This window comes from Planococcus sp. S3-L1 (assembly GCF_030063085.1).
In the GTDB taxonomy this organism is placed as follows: Bacteria; Bacillota; Bacilli; order Bacillales_A; family Planococcaceae; genus Planococcus; species Planococcus kocurii.
This window is the reverse complement of the sequence record NZ_JASISN010000007.1, coordinates 84,277-101,281: the sequence shown is the minus strand read 5'-3', so window position 1 is coordinate 101,281 and position 17,005 is coordinate 84,277. Positions and strand designations below refer to the sequence as shown.

Sequence of the window (17,005 nt, the reverse complement as noted above, 5' to 3'; positions counted from 1 at the left end):
CTATATATGACAACTGTCACTAGTGCGCTCGTTGTCAGTCAGGTAAGTTATCGTTAGTAGATAGCTAGTTCCAATATGAAACTTGTATGTAGAGGGGAAGTTTTTAATGAAAAAAATAGCTTGGATTACGGATACAGCTGCACAATTAGACGACGCTTTTATCCAAAAACATGATGTATACGTACTGCCTTTAAGTGTTGTTTTTTCTGATGGGTCATTTAGAGAATCCGTCGATCTCACACAAGAGGAGTTTTACGATAGATTACGCTTATCAAAATTTTCACCTAAAACTTCACAACCAGCAATTGGAGAAATGCTTGCTTTATACGAAAAACTAGAATTAGAAGGCTATGATTTTGCAGTTGCTGTACATCTATCAAGTGGACTTTCGGGGACAATTGACTGCGCACAGGCCGCTTCAAAAATGACCGACTTTAAAGTATATCCGATTGACTCGAAAATTGGTTCTTTTCCAATGATTAAAATGATTGAAATGGGTAGTAAACTGTTCGCAGAAGGCAAAGACGTAGAAGAAGTAGTGGCAACTATTACGAGAATGACAGATAAATCGAAGCTGTCTTTTATTCCTTCGAGCTTAAACCAATTACATAAAAGTGGGCGTGTTTCTGGAACACAAACCTTCATTAGTAATTTACTGAACATTAAAGTTGTTATCAGTTTTATAGATGGCAAACCCGTTATGACCGAAAAAGTGCGGTCAAATAAGCGGGCGAAAGATCATGTCCTGTCTTTATTGCGTGCAGATATGGCCATAGCCACGGTGCCAGAAATTGCTGTGATTCACTGTAATAACGAGGAAGACGCAACAACCTGGAAAGACGAGCTCGTGCAAGAGTTTCCTGATCTGAACGTACACGTGATGGCACTCAGTGTTTGTGTAGGTGTTCATGCGGGCGAAGGGACGACCGGATTGAGTTGGGTTACTTATTAAGTTTAAAAGACAAAAAGACCGCTGATTCCTACTAGGATCAGCGGTCTTTTCTTTTTTGTTGGAAGTAGCTTATTTATTCATATGAGCTTTGATTTCTGCTTCGTTCATAGATGAATCACATTTTACGTTTGTCGTGTCACCTTTTGTATAGATGAAACCAGGAACTGTTGGAATGTTGTATTGGTTACGGAATGCTGAAATGCCATCCATATCAGCTGCTTCTACGCTGTTCACGTAGTAGATATGCGTATTCGTTTGCTCCGAAACATCTTTTAGTTTTTTAACGAAAGTTTGGCAGAAAGGACATACAGCCTTGCCAACGTAGATGACGGCTTCGGTTTCCCCTTTTACCAATTCTTGTGCTTTCGCGGAATCAATTTTTTCAAAACCTGCTATGTTTTCTTCGTAAGTTGTCATTACCAAATCAATCTCCTCTCTCTATTATCTTCATTGTACAGGAGTACCTGTGCAGACGAAAAAAATATGCTTGAGCGGATGTAAGGGAATGGGAAATTCGAAATGGTCAGTCTGTTTTGAGACTCAACCACTCGGATGCGACTGCAAGGTATAAATCCAGTTTTTAAGATCGCTGACCCGTTTGGACATATTGCAAAAATTCTTCGGCGGTCATGTCGTCAATACCAAGATTTTCAAGCGTTCTTGCATGAGTCATTAAATCACGGTCAAGGACAAGTTGTGCCATCTCGATAATTACTTCCATTCGTGCTGTCGGTAATTGAAGCAACTTGCCAAGAGCGACGAAAGGCACAAGTCCCATAGGAATATCTTCTGATAAGTAACGCGTATCAAGCGTTTTTTGTCCTTTAATATCCTGATATACGCTATTATTCCGTACCGATTCTGCGAGACTATTTTCATAAACATCATACTCAACTTCAAGCTGCTGACGACACGATAATAACTCAAGACCTAAAGCACGTCCGATTGCAAGCCGTTCCTCATCCATGCTTTCAACAAATCGTCCAATGGATGGAGTAAAGCCATCAATATAAAAATGCCATTCGCGATCAGATTCGATTGTGCCCGCATTCAGCAATGTTGTCGCTGGGTGCAAAATCGGATTGGTGTTATCAAAGCTTGTTACCAAAATGCTATCGGCGGCTTCAAACTGCGGAAATGCCGTTTGCAGAGCTGCCACAACTCTTGGCGTTTCAGTAGCGGGAAGTGCCGCAATCAAAATGCGGTTTTTCAGTCCAAACACTTGAGTTCTACCGGCTTCGATAATGCGGCAACCATACAATAACGTGTTTGTTTCTGCCAGTGTTACATTTGCTGTACAGCCTTCGTCATGGAGAGTTTTTTCAAATGCTAATGATCCGAATGTGGCTGCTGGATTTAAGACAATAATTTGCCCATCTTTCAAATGCTTTGCACATGCCTTGGCAATTAAAGTATGTGCAGTAGCAGGTACTGTGATCAGTACGATATCAGCATCTTGCAATGCTTCTTCGATATTCGTTGTGGCACAGTTAACTTTGCCGAATCCAGTTAATGCATCTTCAAGAAAGACGCCACCTTGTTTTTTAATTGCTTGAATCGTATCTTCAAAAATATCATACAGTGTCACGTCGAATCCCATTATTCCTAAATGCCCAGCTGTTGTTTGCCCGCCGTTGCCGCCACCTAAGATCGTCCATTTTGTGCTTTTTTTCATCTTTATCTACTCCCAGTTCGCGATTTTTCTTTTACTAGTTGGAATCAAAATGGACCCCAGTCGATCCATACACCAATTGCTAAAATAATCATTGTCCAAATCGTCCATTTTAATACGAGTGGTCCTGCAAAACGAATCCATTTACCAAATGGAACAGCTGCAATGCCAAGTGCCGCCATCAGAACTGGATGTGTTGGAGTAATCATATTCCAATAGCCATCTCCAGATTGAAATGCCTGAACGGCAATTTGACGGTTAATGCCAATCACATCACTAATAGAAGACATAATCGGCATCACAACAGCAGCTTGTCCTGTAGATGACGGAATAACAAAGTTAATAAGTCCTTGTGAAAAGTACATGCCCCAAGCGGCAAAGACACTATGTAAGCCTGCTAGCGGCGTAGATACAGCATAAACGAAAGTATCAATAATCTGTCCTTCTTCCATGACGACAAGAATCGCACGAGAGAGGCCGATGATAAGAGCGGCAGCTGTTAATTCAGCAGCACCTTTCATAAATTCATCGGTAAATTGATTAAAGCTACCATTGAATGCAATAAGACCAACGATAATGCCCATCAGTAACATCAATGCAGAAATTTCTCCGAGATACCAGCCGTATTTCAATACACCGAACACGAGTGAAACAAGTGACAAGCCCAAAATAATCATAATGGCTTTGTGTTGCTTGGTCATGGTGAGATTATCCAGCAATGTAACGTTAGTTTCGACTTCGACTGTTTCTCCTGATAAGAGACTTGTTTTGGGATTCAGTTTTACTTTCTTGGCATATCTCAATGTGTGATGAATGGCGATGATCAATCCGCCAATCATTAGGATAGTACGCAAGCCGATACCTGAAAAAAGAGGCAATCCAGCGATAGCTTGTGCAATTCCAACGTTAAAAGGATTGAGAGGACCAGCAGAATATCCTGCATACACGCCGACGACCACAATCGATACTGCGACAATTCGGTCATAGCCCATCGCAATTGTTGCAGCGAGTACAATCGCAACAAAGGGCAAAGTCTCTTCGGCCATTCCGAACGTCGCACCGCCAATCGCAAATGCAGTCATGGCAATGACGATAAAAAGAGATTCTCTTCCTTTCAGGCGATGGATCAATCGAGCTAACGCCGCATTAATGGCGCCACTTTTAACGATGACCCCAAAGACGCCACCGACGATCAAGACAAATGCGATAATCTCAGCAGCGCCAACGATGCCGTTAAACACGGATGACAATACGCCACCAGGCCCAACAGGTGAAGATTCTGTATAAGAGAAGCTATCCGCAACGATTAATTCTCTACCGGTTTCATCATCCATTGCTCGCTCGTACTGACCTGCAGGTACGATATAAGTTAATAATGCGACAAGAACGATGATGAACATCAGTAATGCAGTTGTTGTAGGCGCTTTCAATTTCAACTTTCGTTTTTCTTTTTTCCCCTTGCTGTGCTTTTCCATGTAACCCACCATCCTTCTAAATGTATAAAAAACAGGTAACGCGGCTTTAAAATCATATTAACTTAATTAAGTATAATATTATAACTTTATATAATAATAGAAACTAAAATGATACTAGTTTCTATATAAAACGATGTAGGCAACATTAGAGATCACTTTTTCTATCGATCAAGTCAGTTCTAACTCTACATAGTACTTGTCTTTGTCTTGTTTCATAACGAATTTAGAATACTCAACAGGCTCTCCGGACGTGGAGTACGTAATGCGCTCCCAAACAAAGAGCGGCGTGTTCGAACGAACTCCAAGCAACTTCATTTCTTTTTCATTGGCGACTGCTGCAGAAAAGTAATTTTTCGAACGTGCTAGAGAAATTCCACATGTTTTTTTCAGAACGTCATAAACAAATGTATCCTTGTCGGGTGGCTGTTCGATAGCGGGCCAGATATTCTGAGGAATATAAGTGTACTCTAATGAAACCAGTTCTCCTTCTTCATAGCCAAGTCGCTCTAAATAGACGAATTCAGTGTCTGCAGGCAAACCTAACTGCTTAGCTACCCCAGGATAGGCTTGATGAAAACCACTTGCAAGTAAATTATGAGAACTGCTAATCTCTTCATTCATCTTGATAAACTCTGATTTGTGGATATTTTTCTCTGTTGGCAGTTTGGTTACAAAAGTTCCGCGTCCGCGTTGTCGCATGAGCATTCCTTTGTCCACTAAATTCATAATGGCTCGTTTGATGGTAATGTTGCTAACATCATGCGTTTCTGCCAATTCATTTTCTGTTGGAATCTGAAAACCTTCGTCCCAAACTCCTGTCAGAATCTTATCCTCTAAAATAACCTCTACTTGCGAATAAAGAGGAGTTGTTGCTGCTTTATCAATTTTCATGCATCCCACCCTCTATCTGGTGATTATAATATTATAACTATTCAGTTACTATATAAGAGAAATTCTCGATTGTAAAGCTTTTTTTATTGAGTCTTTAGGCAAAATTTATCTTTTATCAATAAAAAGCAAGCACAGATTCTCCGTCAATTGAACGATAAATGAGCTTTTTTTGGGTATTGCTATTTATTTCACTAGGCGTCTGACAAGAAACAAAGCTCTTAGATGTCTTCAATAATCACTTAGTGGGGCATTCAAGAGGCGGGCAAGTTGTTTAACAACCATTCGCTGTCTATGTTAAACTTTAGTGAGACTTATACGATTAAATGGATAGTTGGTTAACTTAAAAATACGGACATGACGACAATCGAGGTGCCTAACGATGACGATATTTCAAGAATTAGAAATGTACAAGAATTTTGATGAACTAGCTACTGACTTACTCGATCTCGCCAAAGAAATCTTGCCGGAGCAATTTATTTTTTTAAGTTCTATTAATGACACGCAGCAAGTGATTCTCAAGTTTTCAAATGATAATACAAGCATTGATGTCACTGAAGGTACGATTGTAAATCTTAATGATACCCTTTGTCAGCACATTGATTTTGGAACAAAACAACCGTTGATTTATGAAGACGTCAGTAAAGAAAGTAGTTTAGGTGATTTTAAGAATATACTAGAAAAAGCCAATATTAAATCTTATTTGGGGATCCCTATTTCTTTTGTTAATGGAGAGAAATTCGGAACATTGTGTGCAGTGAATGATCAAGTAAGCCGTTTTGATGAGAAAAGTATTCACTTGCTTCAACGAATTGTTCGGATGTTTTCTTATTACTTGGATTTAGAGCGTTTTGCTTATAGAGATGCGTTAACCAACCTATACAATAGACGTTATCTTGCTAAATTTTTCGAAGACCATCACGATTCTGGAGGAACAGTGTTCTTTCTAGATTTGGATGGCTTTAAAGGAGTCAACGATTTGTACGGTCATGACGCCGGAGACATGGTGTTAGAAGAAGTTGCATCCAGACTTCTGAAATTTATCGATGGGTATGAGGATGTTTTTGCTGTTAGATTAGGAGGAGATGAATTCGTTATCCATTTCTCTCAACCAACTAGCGCAGAACGACTGAGTGAAATGGCGACACGTTTACTGGATAGTTTGATGACTTGGGATGATGATTTTCAACTTTCTGCAAGTCTTGGAATTGCTACGTACTCAATTAACAGCGAAATTGACTTGAAAACACTCCTTAAAAATGCGGATTTCGCTTTATTTCAAGCGAAGAAATCAGGGAAAAACGCGTATCAGTTTTTTGAAACAGAAAAGATCGTGTGATCGTTGATTTCCAAGCTAAAAGCGTCAACTCTATAATCGAGTTGACGCTTTTATGATGAAAAGTAGTACGATGACTAGCCAATCTAAAGTCAGCAAGCGATTAAACAACGTAGCATTGTCAATACAACCCCCGCCACTTTCCACAAACGGACGATTCGTGTAAACTGTATAAGGTTAAGAAAAAATGAGATGACGATACAATAAGGATTGCTAGTATAAATCGAATAATAATGTTTGGATGAAGAATCGATCTTGCATCCTTTAATGAAAGGATTGGAACTTGAATATGAAAGAGAATTTTTGGCGTGATTTACCACGACCTTTTTTTGTATTGGCGCCGATGGAAGATGTTACGAATGTAGTGTTTCGCCATGTAATAGCAAAAGCGGCAAAACCGGATGTGTTTTTTACTGAGTTTACAAATACGGAAAGTTACTGTCACCCCGAAGGAATCTTTAGTGTGCGAGGGCGTTTGACCTTTACTGAAGACGAACAACCAATGGTGGCTCATATATGGGGCAATAAGCCTGAGCACTTCCGAGAGATGAGCATCGGAATGGCGAAACAAGGCTTTAAAGGAGTCGACATCAACATGGGTTGCCCTGTGCCAAATGTTGCGGCCAAAGGAAAAGGCAGTGGTTTGATCCGTTATCCGGACAACGCAGCTGATATTATCCAGGCAGCAAAAGCAGGCGGCTTGCCTGTCAGCGTCAAAACAAGAATTGGGTATACGGACGTGGACGAGTGGAAAGGCTGGCTGACTCATCTATTTGAGCAGGATATTGCCAATTTATCGATTCATTTGCGGACCAAAAAAGAAATGAGTGCAGTGCCTGCACATTGGGAATTGATTCCAGAAATCAAGAAACTTCGTGATGAAATCGCGCCAGATACTCTTTTGACGATCAACGGAGATATTCCGGATCGTCAAACGGGTCAGGAACTTGCCGATAAATATGGGGTTGACGGCGTTATGATCGGGCGAGGTGTTTTTCACAATCCCTTTGCTTTTGAACAAGAACCGACAGAACATAGCCCGAAAGAATTGTTTGACTTGCTGAGGCTACACCTAGACCTTCACGACCACTACTCAACAGAAAGTCAGCCCATCGCATTCAAACCGTTGCGCCGCTTCTTTAAAATTTATGTTCGTGGAGTACGGGGCGTTGGTGAATTGAGAAATCAGTTGATGTATACTGAAACGACAGATGAAGTACGTGCATTGCTGAACGACTTTGAGCAGCAGGAGCAAGAGCTGACATCTGTCTAATAGAACGCAATAGAGTTCTTTTGTGCAAGTGTTTTTGAAATGAAATAATGGTATCTTCATCATAAGAAACCGCCTGAGTATTCCAAAAAAGTGGAATGTCTAGGCGGTTTTTTAGGACGATATGACGAAGAGAAAGTTATGGAATCGTTAGTATTTTCACAAATTGACTTCATCTGATAGAATCGGTATATTAAATGGCGAAGCAAATGATTGGAGTGAACCGTTTGACCCCGTACGTGGAATTGCAGAATTTAGAGTTGATTGATTTATTGAGCGAACGCCATATTTCAACACAGAGAATTTCAGAGCGTGCATGGAACGACACGAGTGACATCCACATTTCAAACTCTGAATGGCAGATTATGGCACGCATTTATAAAAAGCAGCCCACTATTTCGTATGTTACCAAAAATGTAGACATCTCTCGCCAGGCCATCCATAAATTTATTAAAAACTTGGTGACTAAAGAATTGGTAGAAGTACAAAATGTTGAGAACAATAAAAAAGAAAAATGCATTCGACTCACGACGTTAGGGAAAGAATACTACGAAAAAAACGAAGCATTGAAAATTCAGTTGGAACATAAAATTGCAGAAAAAATTGGTGCTGATCAAATGAAAATGCTCAAAGATCTTTTAAAGACCGATTGGGGAATATAGTTTGGATGTTAAAAAAGATCTTGTTTCATCAATAAATTGATGAAACAAGATCTTTTTTTAGTCTAGTTAACAGTCGACGACGGTTGATCTTCTGTGATCAGGTCGTTAATCATTTGATTGATTTCTTCAAAGCTCGTGTCCATTGCATGAGCAAGTTCTTTAAAGAGCATGATCTGTGTGTTGTTAATCAGTTTATAGTCATGCGCGTAGAAAGTTTCTTTCTGAAGCTGCGTATCAAACTTCTTGCGCATTAGCGTATTAACAATTTCCGCAATTTGCATACGGTCTCCTGTATTAATGAGCTTAGGCTGTAACGCTTTAGCAGTTGACTGATCGGGCTCTACTCCAGGCTTTTTAAAAATTTCAATGATTTCGAGTGCTTGTTCTTTTTGGAGAAGCTTCAACATCACGACTTTATCGTTATCGACAGGCGTAGTGATGGTCACTAACGTATTCGCTAAAGGATGCAATTTATAATATTTCTTTGTGACACCTGAAACTGTTTCATCACGGATATCGTTAATTCTACATAGGCCATGTGTGGAATAAATGATGTGATCTCCAATGGTAAACATTTTTTTCCTCCTAAAATGTATCTCAACTAATTCTAGTATAGCACACATGCTCTAAATTGTAAACTTAGTTGACAATTCAAGAAAGGGGGCTGGGGTACAAGAGATGGATTCGTTACTTTTCCTTCTTTATTGAAGTTCGTGCAGACATAATACTGTCACAAAAAAAGGATTAAAGCATGAAGAAGTAGGGAATAAAGGGGAAAGCCTGTTCGCAGATTGTCGAAGTGGAGGTAACAAGAGATGAAGAGTATAGAAGAAGCAAAGCGTTTAATTGTCGCCGAAAAACTGAAACACTATAATGAACGTCTGGCAGATATGGAGCGAGATTTGCAGTTTTTCTATGAAGAGTCGACGAACGATAAAGAATCTTTGGACATTATTCAAGATATGAAAGAGAAAGTCGAACAATTAAAAGAAGTAAAAAATAAAGAAAACCGCGAGACAGTGTTCTAATCCTGTCTTTTTTGCTGTCTTCGCGTAAGCGCGATGACCCGGAGATTATGTGCTATCATTAGAATTGAATCGACTTCGGATAACGACGATAATGAGCAAGCTACAGGAGGAAGAAAAGATGGATAATAACGATTTATTGATCAGACTGCGTTATGCACTAGATATAAAAAATAGGGATATGGTCGAAATTTTCAAATTGGGTGGTATAGAACTTAGCAAAGATGAAGTATTAAAAGTGCTGACAAAAACCCCAGATAGCGAAGAGGAAGAGGAAGATCGTATTTGGATTGACCGGGAAGAAGAAGACTATATTAAGGCAGAAGACGCTCTATTTGAATCTTTTTTAAATGGATTTATCGTTTTCAAAAGAGGACGTCAAGAGCCCAAACCCGGGCAAACTGAAGTTTCTGCAGTGACCAATGAACGTTCTAACAACTTACTGCTGAAAAAAGTGAAAATTGCTTTACAGCTAACGAGTGAAGACATGTTGGAGATTTGGGATTTAGCTGGAGTTACGGTAACAAAAGGTGAACTTGGAGCGTTACTCCGAAAAGTTGGCCATAAAAATTACAAAGAATGCGGCGATCGCTATGCACGCAACTTCTTAAAAGGATTAGCAATCAGATTCAGAAAATAAAAAAAGCGTGTCTACGAGTCAGTGTTACTGATTTGTGGATAGGGTTTTTTTATTGTCGTAGACTGGATAGCTTAGAAGTAGACTTTCTTCATGGATAAAAAGAACTATCCCTTTCGTGTGAAAATGATATGATAGAAAGAAGAAATCATAGATGGGTGCAAAGGGGATAGCAGGATGAATTGGTTGCCGAAGAGAAAAAATAAAGTGGCGGCTTTTTGGGAATGGTTTGCAGACAATAAAGAGGTCTATAGTCGCTTGGATGAGTCGAGTAGAAGCAAACTATTAAATCAATTGGAAAAGAAATTGCACAAGGTTAACAAACATTTGGCGTTTGAACTTAGTGAACTTTTAATTAACGACAAACGACAATTCATCATCAGTGCGGACGGCATGGTTGAGGCATTTGATGACGTCATTGATCTAGTTGGTCAGGCTCCAGAATTTGAATCGTTTACGATTATCGCCTTTCGCCAGCGACAAGACGAAGAAGTATCGATCGAGTATGGCGATATTAAATTAGCATGGGAAGACATCTTTTGTACTTTTGAAAAAGATAACGCCAACGACGAAGTGAATTTAATTCTTTACATTAAAGGTTTTACTGAAGAAAATGAAGATGAATTTATCTCGGCTTCTTTTATTCTATTGGATACAGTTATCGGGGAATACAATGCTGGCATGCGCATTGGAGAAATTGAATTTATTAGTTACGAAGGACAAGCAGACGCTCGGCCGGTAAAGGATTTGCAAAGTCTTTTTTAAAGCAGAAGAAGACAGTATACTTATAGAAAAACCTATCGGAAGTTTTTAATCCAGATAGGTTTTTTGAGTCGCAAGCGAGCTGATGAAGTGGCAGCGGTGTTAGGCTTTTGCCCAAGTGTCTTGGCGAAACCAAGTGCATACATAACTGGATTCTGATCGGCCAGGGAAGCCTAGAACATTTTCATAATATACATAAAGGTGCTATTGTTTTTGATCGAACATTTTCCAAGTGACTGTATGTTACTGTCCTTATGAATAAACATGTAACTCTTCTTTTGATTTGATTATTGGTCCAGTATTTCCTGAAATGGTGTGTACAATAAATAAACAGATGTAGAGAGGAGAAAGAATAGGGAGGGCGGCGAAAAACGTTAACAGCTTCTAAAGAATAAAAGGATTCTATTTTTAAAGAAACTCACAGAAAGTTCATTTTTTTCTAACAAAACATATTGACCTGACCAATAGATACCTGTACTATACTAAGAATACTAAAACTGAATAGTGAATCTTTATCGAGAGAAGTTGAGGGACTGGCCCTGTGACGCTTCAGCAACCAGCCGAAAGGTCAGGTGCTAAATCCAGCAGGCAAGCGATTGCCTGACAGATGAAAAGGAACGAGTTTGATATCGTAAAGCCTTCTTTTTCATGGAGGCTTTTTTTGTATATATGGGGGGTTGAGTGGATGGGTTTATTAGACGAACTGAAGACGAAAATTTTGACGGCGGACGGTGGCATGGGAACCTTGCTGTATTCGTATGGCATTGAGTATTGCAACGAGGAATTGAATTTACAGCGGCCAGAAGTAATCGAAAAGATTCATCAAGACTATATCAAAGCTGGAGCAGATATCATTCAAACCAATACGTACGGGGCTAATGCACTCAAACTTGCTCGTTACGGATTAGAAGAACAAGTTGCAGACATCAACAAAGCTGCTATTGAAATTGCGAAACGTGCAGCAGCACCGGGGGGTCAATTTGTCTTTGGAACGATTGGCGGCATTCGCGGAATTCGTAAAAGTGACGCCACCTTGCAGGAAATCATTGCGATGGTCGACCAGCAAGCGAGTCAGTTGCTTGCGGGCGACCCCGATGGCCTACTACTTGAAACTTATTACGATTTTGAAGAATTAGTAGCAACTGTTAAACATTTGAAAGGCATCACAGATACCCCATTGATTGCACAAGTATCGATGCATGATCCGGGTATTTTGCAAAACGGCATGTCATTGAATGACGCTTTGCACCAATTAGAATCACTTGGAGCAGACATTGTTGGTGTCAATTGTCGTCTAGGACCGCATCATACAATTCAAGCTTTTGAAGAAGTAACCTTACCCGAAAAAGCTTTTCTTTCTGCATACCCAAATGCTAGCCTACTTGACGTAGAAGATGGGCGGATTGTTTACGAATCAGAAGCAGATTATTTCGGACGTGCTGCTTTATTGTTAAGACAAGAAGGCGTTCGCTTGATTGGCGGTTGCTGTGGTACAACACCAAAGCATATTGAAGCGGTGAAAAAACACCTCGGTAAGTTACCGCCGATTTTTTATAAAGAAGTAACCAAAAGAAAGCCGATTGTCATCCGAGAGGCCGAAGCGCTAGAAGTAAAGCCGCTTCACGAAAAAGCGAAAACACAACGAACGATTATTGTGGAACTCGATACGCCACGTCATTTGGACGTCACAAAATTTCTTGAAGGCTCTGTCGCTTTGCATGAAGAAGGTGTGGATGCTGTCACCATGGCCGATAATTCATTAGCGTCACCGCGTATTAGTAATATGGCGATGGGCTCGATTCTCAAGCACACAGAAAAAATTCGGCCGCTCGCTCATATTACGTGTCGCGACCGCAACTTAATTGGTTTGCAATCACATTTGATGGGACTCGATGCACTCGGTATGCACGACATTCTCGCTGTCACAGGCGATCCGACCAAAGTTGGAGATTTTCCAGGAGCGACAAGCGTTTATGACGTGTCCAGTATGGAATTGATTCAATTGATCAAAAAACTAAATGAAGGCATTTCGTTTTCTGGTAAACCGCTACGGAAAAAAGCTAATTTTTCTGTCGCTGCGGCGTTCAATCCGAATGTTCGTGTGCTTGACCGAGCCGTAGCAAGACTTGAGAAGAAAATTGAAAGCGGAGCGGATTATTTTATTTCGCAGCCCGTATACACAAAAGAAAAAATCGTTGAAATGTACGAAGCGACAAAGCATTTAAATACGCCCATTTTTATTGGGGTAATGCCGTTGACCAGTATTCGCAGTGCCGAATTTTTGCATCATGAAGTGCCGGGTATCAAGTTGTCAGAAGACGCACTTGAACGCATGCGTGCATGTGGAGATGACAAGGACCGAGCCACAACGGAAGGCATTCAAATCGCTAAAGAATTGATTGACACAGCAGCAGAGCTATTCAACGGTATTTACTTGATCACACCGTTTGTCCGTTACGACATGACCGTGGAATTGATTCGGTATATTCGACAACTAGATCAACAGAAAGAGAGCGATCGCAGCCATGTCCAAACATCTTATTGAACAACAGCTTAAAAAAAGAATCTTAATTATCGACGGAGCGATGGGGACGATGATTCAAAATGCCGATCTGTCACCTGAAGAATTTGGTGGAGAAGAATTTGACGGCTGCAATGAATACTTGAACATTGTCCGACCGAATGTTATTCAAGATATCCATACGGCTTATCTTGAAGCTGGAGCCGATATTCTTTGCACCAATACATTTGGAGGTACACCGATTGTTTTGGACGAATATGGAATCGGTGACCAAGCGGCGGATATTAATAGACGCGCAGTCGAAATTGCGAAACGAGCGGCTGCTGAATTTTCCACCCCGGAATGGCCTCGTTTTGTGGCAGGTGCGATTGGACCGACAACGAAAACTTTGTCTGTAACGGGTGGCGTCACATTTGATGTCATGCTGGAAAATTTTTACGTGCAAGCCAAGGCACTTGTTGAAGGCGGAGCAGATCTCATCTTGCTCGAGACCAGTCAAGACATGTTGAATGTGAAAGCGGCGACAATTGGCATTAAACAAGCTTTTGAAGAGACGGGAATCGAATTGCCGATTATGGTGTCCGGAACGATTGAACCGATGGGGACGACGCTTGCCGGTCAAAGCATTGAAGCGTTTTACATTTCCATTGAACATGTCAAGCCGCTATCCGTCGGGTTAAACTGTGCAACAGGTCCAGAATTTATGACAGACCATATTCGTTCGCTGTCAGAGCTGTCGGGCGGCTATGTTAGTTGTTACCCAAATGCAGGCTTGCCAGATGAAGACGGTCATTATCACGAAACACCCGAATCACTTGCGAAAAAATTAAAAGGTTTTGCAGATAAAGGGTGGCTGAACGTCGTCGGTGGTTGTTGCGGAACCACACCGGAACACATTAAAGCAGTGCGTTTGGCTATGGACGGATTGCCGCCGAGAAAACCAGACCCTGTTGAGCGCGGCCATGTCGTGTCTGGAATTGAGCCTTTGCAATACGACGAAACGATGCGTCCTTTGTTTATCGGAGAGCGGACGAATGTTATTGGTTCTCGTAAATTTAAACGATTAATAGTCGATGGCCAATTTGAAGAAGCATCTGAAATTGCTCGCGCACAGGTGAAAAACGGAGCGCACGTTATTGATATTTGTTTAGCAAATCCGGATCGTGACGAAGTTGAAGACATGACGAAATTCATGAAAGAAGTCGTCAAAAAAGTAAAAGTACCGCTCGTTATCGATTCTACAGACGAAGAAGTGATTGAAGTTGCATTGAAATTTTCACAAGGAAAAGCGATTATCAACTCGATTAATCTAGAAGACGGAGAAGAACGTTTTGATGCGGTAATGCCGCTCGTGAAAAAATACGGTGCGGCAGTCGTTGTGGGTACAATTGACGAAGTTGGGATGGCGGTCACGCGTGAGCGTAAGTTGGAAATAGCCGAACGGTCATATGACTTGCTGGTCCATAAATGGGGGCTTGCACCGGAAGACATCATTTTTGATCCACTGGTATTCCCAGTCGGTACGGGCGATCAGCAATACATTGGTTCTGCAGTAGAAACGATTGAAGGCATTCGGTTAATTAAAGAAAAACTGCCACGCGCATTGACGATTTTAGGTGTTAGTAACGTTTCATTCGGCTTACCACCGGTTGGTCGTGAAGTGTTAAATGCCGTGTATTTATATCATTGCACGCAGGCAGGTTTGGACTATGCCATCGTCAATACGGAAAAATTAGAGCGTTATGCATCCATTCCAAAACAGGAAATCGATATGGCTAATGAATTACTGTTTACGACAACAGATGAAACTTTAGCTGACTTTACGGCTTTTTACCGCGATAAGAAAAAAGAAAAAACAGAAGATGATATTCCGAAAACAGTACCAGATCGACTCGCTTACTATATTATAGAAGGAACAAAAGAAGGCTTGATACCTGATTTGGAAAAAGCGCTAGAGATGTATGATGAACCGCTTGATGTCATTAATGGACCGTTGATGAAAGGGATGGCCGAAGTAGGCCGTTTGTTTAATGACAACCAATTAATTGTTGCGGAAGTGTTGCAAAGTGCAGGCGTCATGAAAGCAGCCGTATCATTTCTTGAGCAGTTTATGGAGAAAAAAGAAGACGATTCTGGAAAAGGGAAAATCGTTTTGGCGACTGTTAAAGGCGATGTTCATGACATCGGCAAAAACTTAGTGGAGATTATCTTAAGCAATAACGGCTTTAAAGTGATTGATGTTGGAATTAAGGTGACACCGGCTACCTTGATCGAAGTGATTCGAAAAGAAAAACCAGACATGATTGGCTTGTCGGGGTTACTCGTTAAGTCGGCGAAGCAAATGGTCATCACCGCGCAAGACTTTAAAGAAGCGGGCATTGATGTACCCATTTTAGTGGGCGGGGCGGCATTGTCGAGACGCTTTACCGAAACCAAAATTTCAGCGGAATACGACGGGCCGGTCATTTACGCGAAAGATGCGATGCAAGGATTAGATCTAGCGAATCGGCTGCAAAGCGGTGCCGGAAAAGCAGAGTTGCTGCTAGAGTTGGATGCACAGCAAGAGAAACGCCAAGCATCTGAAGCCGTGCGTGCAGCCAAGCCCGCTGTAGCCGTTGCTGAGAAGCCAGTGAAAACAGTGCGCGAAGACGTCACGGTTCACGTGCCGAACGATTTGCGTCGTCACGTATTGAAAGAGTATTCTGTGGCTCATTTGTATCCATACGTCAACATGCGCACATTGATTGGTCATCACCTCGGATTAAAAGGCTATAACGATAATTCGTTAGCTAAAGGCGATCCGCGTGCTGTTCAGCTTCATGAACTGACGACCGAGTTTTTAGGGTCAGGACTGTTAAAACCATCAGGGCTGTATCAATTTTTCCCAGCTCAAAGTGACGGAGACGATGTCATCGTTTATGACCCTGCTGATGGCAAAACAGAAATCGAACGATTTACATTTCCACGCCAATCTGCGTTACCATTCTTATGCTTGTCCGATTACTTAAAATCAGTCGACAGTGGCGAAATGGATTACGTGGCCTTTATGCAAGTAACTGCAGGCTTTGGCGTACGCGAACAAGCAACACGCCTGAAAGAACAAGGCAAATTTTTAGAAAGCCATGCACTGCAAGCAACAGCACTTGAACTCGCAGAAGGTTTTGCTGAACGCATCCACCAAGAAATACGCGATCAATGGGGCTTCCCAGATACAACCGATTTCTCCATGCGCGACCGTTTTGCCGCCAAATACCAAGGCCAGCGCTTCTCATTCGGTTACCCCGCGTGCCCGAACTTAGAAGACCAAGCCAAATTATTTAACTTGATCAAACCCGAAGACATCGGCGTGCATTTAACCGAAGAATATATGATGGACCCCGAAGCATCCGTGTCCGCAATCGTATTTGCGCATCCAGATGCCAGGTATTTTATTGTGGATTGAGGATAGAAAAGCGGAAGTAGCCGTGTAGATTCGACGGGCATAAGACGCGCTGGCGAAGTGGCGTACTTTGCCGCACAGCCAGAGTGGCTTATGACCCTAGAATCTGGCTACTGGAGTCTGGACAAAGAAGAAAAGCGGAAGCGCCCGTGTAGCCACTGGCGATTCTATCTAAAGTGAGTATTTCTGAGACTCATAATTCACCAGCTATAAATAGAAAAAGGGCAGTCAGCTAAATGCTGACTGCCCTTAGACTGTAGACAAAGTCTATAAAAAATGAATAGTCGTGTATAATCCAACAGGTCCGGTCACTTTGCTTTCCGCGGTCTCAAATCAGCGAGAGTAACTAACGAATCTACTTTTCAT

At 41.4% G+C, this 17,005-nt stretch carries 14 protein-coding genes and 1 riboswitch; of the genes, 9 read left to right on the top strand and 5 right to left on the bottom strand.

Annotated elements, in window-relative coordinates; genetic code table 11:
- Positions 1-106: 106 nt before the first annotated feature.
- A complete protein-coding gene (locus tag QMF37_RS09155) occupies positions 107-952 on the top strand; it encodes a DegV family protein (RefSeq protein WP_058386341.1) in 846 nt (281 codons plus the stop codon).
- Between the two features lie 69 nt (positions 953-1,021).
- Here QMF37_RS09155 and QMF37_RS09150 read toward each other — a convergent pair whose 3' ends face one another.
- From QMF37_RS09150 to QMF37_RS09135, 4 genes are all read right to left on the bottom strand, one after another.
- Entirely contained in the window at positions 1,022-1,369 is a 348-nt protein-coding gene (locus QMF37_RS09150) for a DUF6568 family protein (RefSeq protein WP_149457086.1), read from the bottom strand.
- A gap of 163 nt (positions 1,370-1,532) precedes the next feature.
- Positions 1,533-2,627, bottom strand: coding sequence for an NAD/NADP-dependent octopine/nopaline dehydrogenase family protein (locus QMF37_RS09145; RefSeq protein ID WP_078080138.1), 1,095 nt, complete (start codon positions 2,625-2,627; stop codon positions 1,533-1,535).
- A 44-nt stretch (positions 2,628-2,671) separates the two neighbouring features.
- The gene (locus QMF37_RS09140; RefSeq protein ID WP_169835256.1) at positions 2,672-4,099 is read right to left on the bottom strand and encodes a YfcC family protein; all 1,428 of its coding nucleotides are present in this window, start codon (positions 4,097-4,099) and stop codon (positions 2,672-2,674) included.
- Between the two features lie 168 nt (positions 4,100-4,267).
- Positions 4,268-4,990 carry a GntR family transcriptional regulator gene (locus QMF37_RS09135; protein WP_078080140.1) on the bottom strand — a complete coding sequence of 241 codons (723 nt, stop codon included), beginning with the start codon at positions 4,988-4,990 and terminating at the stop codon, positions 4,268-4,270.
- 379 nt (positions 4,991-5,369) lie between these two features.
- Here QMF37_RS09135 and QMF37_RS09130 point away from each other — a divergent pair, with 379 nt between their 5' ends.
- From QMF37_RS09130 to QMF37_RS09120, 3 genes are all read left to right on the top strand, one after another.
- A complete protein-coding gene (locus QMF37_RS09130) occupies positions 5,370-6,326 on the top strand; it encodes a sensor domain-containing protein (protein ID WP_071153000.1) in 957 nt (318 codons plus the stop codon).
- A gap of 286 nt (positions 6,327-6,612) precedes the next feature.
- Positions 6,613-7,596, top strand: a complete 984-nt coding sequence (locus QMF37_RS09125; protein ID WP_071153001.1) for a tRNA dihydrouridine synthase — start codon at positions 6,613-6,615, stop codon at positions 7,594-7,596.
- A 194-nt stretch (positions 7,597-7,790) separates the two neighbouring features.
- Positions 7,791-8,255, top strand: a complete 465-nt coding sequence (locus QMF37_RS09120) for a MarR family winged helix-turn-helix transcriptional regulator (protein ID WP_078080141.1) — start codon at positions 7,791-7,793, stop codon at positions 8,253-8,255.
- A gap of 62 nt (positions 8,256-8,317) precedes the next feature.
- Here the strand turns inward: QMF37_RS09120 and QMF37_RS09115 are convergent, their stop codons facing one another.
- Positions 8,318-8,830 (bottom strand): CarD family transcriptional regulator, encoded by a 513-nt coding sequence (locus tag QMF37_RS09115; RefSeq protein ID WP_058386334.1) that lies wholly within the window; start codon positions 8,828-8,830, stop codon positions 8,318-8,320.
- A 240-nt stretch (positions 8,831-9,070) separates the two neighbouring features.
- Between QMF37_RS09115 and QMF37_RS09110 the strand changes: the two genes are divergently transcribed.
- The 5 genes from QMF37_RS09110 (at position 9,071) to metH (ending at position 16,642) form a co-directional block, all read left to right on the top strand.
- Positions 9,071-9,283 carry a hypothetical protein gene (locus QMF37_RS09110; protein WP_071153002.1) on the top strand — a complete coding sequence of 71 codons (213 nt, stop codon included), beginning with the start codon at positions 9,071-9,073 and terminating at the stop codon, positions 9,281-9,283.
- Between the two features lie 118 nt (positions 9,284-9,401).
- A complete protein-coding gene (locus tag QMF37_RS09105) occupies positions 9,402-9,920 on the top strand; it encodes a YehS family protein (RefSeq protein ID WP_071153003.1) in 519 nt (172 codons plus the stop codon).
- Positions 9,921-10,094: 174 nt separating this feature from the next.
- Positions 10,095-10,682 (top strand): hypothetical protein, encoded by a 588-nt coding sequence (locus tag QMF37_RS09100; RefSeq protein ID WP_283477991.1) that lies wholly within the window; start codon positions 10,095-10,097, stop codon positions 10,680-10,682.
- 506 nt (positions 10,683-11,188) lie between these two features.
- Positions 11,189-11,293, top strand: a riboswitch (SAM riboswitch).
- Between the two features lie 71 nt (positions 11,294-11,364).
- Positions 11,365-13,224: a bifunctional homocysteine S-methyltransferase/methylenetetrahydrofolate reductase gene (locus QMF37_RS09095; RefSeq protein ID WP_283477989.1), complete on the top strand. Its 1,860-nt coding sequence runs from the start codon at positions 11,365-11,367 to the stop codon at positions 13,222-13,224.
- Complete coding sequence (metH, locus tag QMF37_RS09090; RefSeq protein ID WP_283477987.1) at positions 13,205-16,642, top strand: methionine synthase; 3,438 nt, start codon at positions 13,205-13,207, stop codon at positions 16,640-16,642. Before QMF37_RS09095 ends, metH begins: the two co-directional genes overlap by 20 nt.
- The last annotated feature ends 363 nt before the right edge of the window (positions 16,643-17,005 follow it).

What these genes read in the sequence shown, in the direction of transcription:
- QMF37_RS09155 (WP_058386341.1), top strand. Translation starts at nt 107, where the DNA reads ATGAAAAAAATAGCTTGGATTACGGATACAGCTGCACAATTAGACGAC.
- QMF37_RS09150 (WP_149457086.1), bottom strand. Translation starts at nt 1,369, where the DNA reads ATGACAACTTACGAAGAAAACATAGCAGGTTTTGAAAAAATTGATTCC.
- QMF37_RS09145 (WP_078080138.1), bottom strand. Translation starts at nt 2,627, where the DNA reads ATGAAAAAAAGCACAAAATGGACGATCTTAGGTGGCGGCAACGGCGGG.
- QMF37_RS09140 (WP_169835256.1), bottom strand. Translation starts at nt 4,099, where the DNA reads ATGGAAAAGCACAGCAAGGGGAAAAAAGAAAAACGAAAGTTGAAATTG.
- QMF37_RS09135 (WP_078080140.1), bottom strand. Translation starts at nt 4,990, where the DNA reads ATGAAAATTGATAAAGCAGCAACAACTCCTCTTTATTCGCAAGTAGAG.
- QMF37_RS09130 (WP_071153000.1), top strand. Translation starts at nt 5,370, where the DNA reads ATGACGATATTTCAAGAATTAGAAATGTACAAGAATTTTGATGAACTA.
- QMF37_RS09125 (WP_071153001.1), top strand. Translation starts at nt 6,613, where the DNA reads ATGAAAGAGAATTTTTGGCGTGATTTACCACGACCTTTTTTTGTATTG.
- QMF37_RS09120 (WP_078080141.1), top strand. Translation starts at nt 7,791, where the DNA reads ATGGCGAAGCAAATGATTGGAGTGAACCGTTTGACCCCGTACGTGGAA.
- QMF37_RS09115 (WP_058386334.1), bottom strand. Translation starts at nt 8,830, where the DNA reads ATGTTTACCATTGGAGATCACATCATTTATTCCACACATGGCCTATGT.
- QMF37_RS09110 (WP_071153002.1), top strand. Translation starts at nt 9,071, where the DNA reads ATGAAGAGTATAGAAGAAGCAAAGCGTTTAATTGTCGCCGAAAAACTG.
- QMF37_RS09105 (WP_071153003.1), top strand. Translation starts at nt 9,402, where the DNA reads ATGGATAATAACGATTTATTGATCAGACTGCGTTATGCACTAGATATA.
- QMF37_RS09100 (WP_283477991.1), top strand. Translation starts at nt 10,095, where the DNA reads ATGAATTGGTTGCCGAAGAGAAAAAATAAAGTGGCGGCTTTTTGGGAA.
- QMF37_RS09095 (WP_283477989.1), top strand. Translation starts at nt 11,365, where the DNA reads ATGGGTTTATTAGACGAACTGAAGACGAAAATTTTGACGGCGGACGGT.
- metH (WP_283477987.1), top strand. Translation starts at nt 13,205, where the DNA reads ATGTCCAAACATCTTATTGAACAACAGCTTAAAAAAAGAATCTTAATT.